Source organism: Micromonospora sp. NPDC005161 (assembly GCF_053599855.1).
In genome coordinates this window covers 1-2,946 of the sequence record NZ_JBSFYQ010000112.1, presented here as the reverse complement: position 1 = coordinate 2,946, position 2,946 = coordinate 1, and the positions used below count along the sequence as shown (strand labels likewise).

At 65.6% G+C, this 2,946-nt stretch carries 2 protein-coding genes and 1 pseudogene; 1 reads left to right on the top strand and 2 read right to left on the bottom strand.

From position 1 onward, the window contains the following. Positions 1-138: 138 nt before the first annotated feature. Positions 139-976, bottom strand: a pseudogene (locus ACWD5O_RS37035) (IS5 family transposase). Between the two features lie 297 nt (positions 977-1,273). On the opposite strand from ACWD5O_RS37035, the gene ACWD5O_RS37030 reads away from it, so the two are divergent. After that, positions 1,274-2,106 (top strand): IS5 family transposase gene (locus ACWD5O_RS37030; protein ID WP_450088159.1). Its coding sequence is split into 2 segments (ribosomal slippage): positions 1,274-1,577 and positions 1,577-2,106, totalling 834 coding nucleotides; the frame shifts between segments, so codons are not numbered across the junction. 37 nt (positions 2,107-2,143) lie between these two features. On the opposite strand, the gene ACWD5O_RS37025 is transcribed toward ACWD5O_RS37030, so the two are convergent. After that, positions 2,144-2,668, bottom strand: coding sequence for a GNAT family N-acetyltransferase (locus ACWD5O_RS37025; RefSeq protein ID WP_354967998.1), 525 nt, complete (start codon positions 2,666-2,668; stop codon positions 2,144-2,146). Positions 2,669-2,946 lie beyond the last annotated feature (278 nt).

Sequence of the window (2,946 nt, the reverse complement as noted above, 5' to 3'; positions counted from 1 at the left end):
CCATCCGTCGACGCCGCCACCAAGCCCGCGCCAAGGCCAGCCACTACACCCGACAAGCCCTCATCGAGCCATGATCACGATCCCCGGCTGGAGTATTAGAGGGCGTCTGATTCACGTATTTTGCGAGTGATGCTGCCTTCAGTCGTCTCGCCAGGTTGGGGTGGTTTCGTTAGTGACGCGTTTGGTGAGGTTGTCGATCATGGCGATGCGGATCATGCTGGCGGAGTTGTCGGGTAGGGCTTCGTAGTCACGGGCCAGGCGCCGGTGCAGCATGATCCAGCCGGGAGTGCGTTCGATGACCCATCGGCGTTTGACCACCGAGAACCCTTTGATGTGCGGGTCTTTGGCGACGACCTCGACATCGATGCCGAGGGTGGCGCCGTGTTCGATCACCCTGTTCTTGAAGCCGGCGTCGACCCAGGTCTTGGTCAGGGCGGGGTGGGTGGCTTTGGCCTGGTCGAGGAGGTTGATGCCGATGGTGTTGTCGCTGGCGCTGGCGGCGGTGACGATGACCGCGAGCAGCAGGCCGAGAGTGTCGGTGACGATGCCGCGTTTGCGTCCGACGATCTTCTTGCCGGCGTCGATGCCCTGGCTGGGCCAGTGGTGCGTTGGTGGAGGTCTTCACGCTCTGCGTGTCGATCACGGCGGCCGACGGCTGGGTGGCGCGTCCGGCCTTGGCGCGTGCCAGCCCGGTGAGGTCGTAGTTGAGCTGGGCGAAGAGGCCGTCGCTGGTCCAGGCGGTGAAGTAGCCGTAGACGGTCTGCCAGGGCGGGAAGTCGTGGGGCAGGTAGCGCCAGGCGATGCCGGTGCGGTTGACGTAGAGGATGGCGTTGAAGATCTCCCGCAGGTCGTGGGTGGCGGTACGTCCGCCGATCCCGGCGTCGGTGCGGGCCTGGCGCCAGGCGGTCAGCCGTGGTGCGATCAGCGCCCAGCGGGCGTCGGACAGGTCGCAGGGGTAGGCGGGTCGCTCGGCCATACGGCATGTCTACTGTGGACCAGGCGGTGGATCGCCGTTGGGTCCGGCGATTCCCGAACTTTCAGAACCAGACACGATCTGCGGATCAAAGCAGGGCATCCCGCATCGGCATCAATCAGGTGAACCTGGCCTCAGTAGTGACCATTCGACCGTGCAGCCGCCTCGCCGACCAGGCCCACGAAAGCAGCAATACATATTACGAGTGATCAAAACGCCCAGTTAGAGCGTGTTTGAGAAGGTCTGTTGTGGACGGCGTGGCGGCATGACTTCCGTCGGCGGGACGGGCAGGGTGGCGCGGTGTCTGCGCGTCGTGGCTACCCCTCCGATCTGACCGATGCCCAGTGGGCGCTGATCGAGGCGCTGTTGCCGGAGCCGAACACGGACGGCCGGCGGGAGAAGCACCCGCGGCGGGAAATCGTCAACGCGATCTTGTACGTCGTGCGGTCCGGGTGTCCGTGGCGGTACCTGCCCGCCGACCTGCCGCCGTGGCAGACGGTGTACTGGTACTTCACCCGGTGGGAAGAAGCCGGTGTGACGGAGAAACTCCTGGCGACGCTGCGGGTCAAGGCGCGGGTGCAGCAGGGCCGCCAGCCGGAACCGTCGCGGGGATAATCGACTCCCAGAGCGTAAAGGGTGCCGACACCGTCGGCCGGGGCAGCCGCGGCTACGACGCCGGCAGGAAGGTCAACGGTCGGAAGCGGTTCATCATTACCGACACCCTGGGCCTGCTGGTCACCGTGACAGTGCTTGCTGCGAGCTGGCAGGACCGCGACGGCGCCAAGCCTGCACTGCTCAATGCCTACATGGCCGCGCCGATCCGGCACGTCTTCGCCGACCAGGGCTTCACCGGACGACTCGTCGACTGGACCCGCGACACGCTGCGCACCACGCAGGAGATCGTCCGCAAACCCGCCGACCAGCGTGGCTTCGCCGTCCACCCCCGCCGGTGGGTAGTGGAACGCACCCTCGCATGGCTCACCGCCTGCCGCCGGCTGGCCCGCGACTACGAACGCCACCCCGCCGTATCCGAAGCCCTCATCCGCTGGGCCGCCATCGCCGGCATGACACGCCGCATCAGCCGCGGCCACCCCGCACGTCGACAAGCCCGCCGCACCTTCACATGGGCCTGATGATCCACCTCGACCTTGACCAGCGCGTCCCCAAGACTCACCCGGACGTCGTAGAGCCCGCTGGGCGCCGCATCTCGAACAGGGCGCTGTCCTGGCCTGCCGCGTCAGGCCGGCTTCCTACGCGAACCGCGCCGACTTTCTCAAGTGCTCGTTGGGAACGCCGATTGTTTGGGCCGACGAGAAACACGACCCGCTCGACGAAGCGGAACGCGTGTCCCACCATGAGGGTCTTGAGCTGGCCGTTTGCCTGGCCGCCCCAGTACGACCTGGCGAGGAACGTCCACCCGATCTCGACTTCGCTGCGTCGCTGATCGTAACCGTGGAATCGGGACGACCCGATGATGTCGCCCGCAGCCGACGTGACCGCCAGAGCGCCGCCAGACGCCAGGGACTCCGCGAAGAACCGCGTGAAGACCTCGTACCGGCACCGATCCTTGACCGGATGCTGATCCCAGATGAGAGGATCCCGAGCAACCTGATAGAGCTCATCAAAGTCCGCCGAGCGCATGGGCCTGACGCCAACGAGGTCTCCACGGAGCACGGGCTGCTGATCAAACGGCATGATCGAGTGTATCGGCGGATCAGGTTAGAAGCCGCCCGCGGGAAGGCAACCCGCTCGCCGCCAGAGCAGTCGCGCCAACCGTCGGAGCATCACCTCATACGCTTCTCAAACACCCTCTTAGCCAGCCCTAGCCCATTTCCACCATTTCCTCGGTAACCGCGGACCACCAGGCACCCTCTCTAGTGACGTGATCTCAACAAGAATCCGGTAGGTATCGGTATTCGAAATGGGTGAGGTGGAGAGCGGCGCGGACGATGTCGCCGACCTGCCGTGGGCTG

What these genes read in the sequence shown, in the direction of transcription:
- ACWD5O_RS37025 (WP_354967998.1), bottom strand. Translation starts at nt 2,668, where the DNA reads ATGCCGTTTGATCAGCAGCCCGTGCTCCGTGGAGACCTCGTTGGCGTC.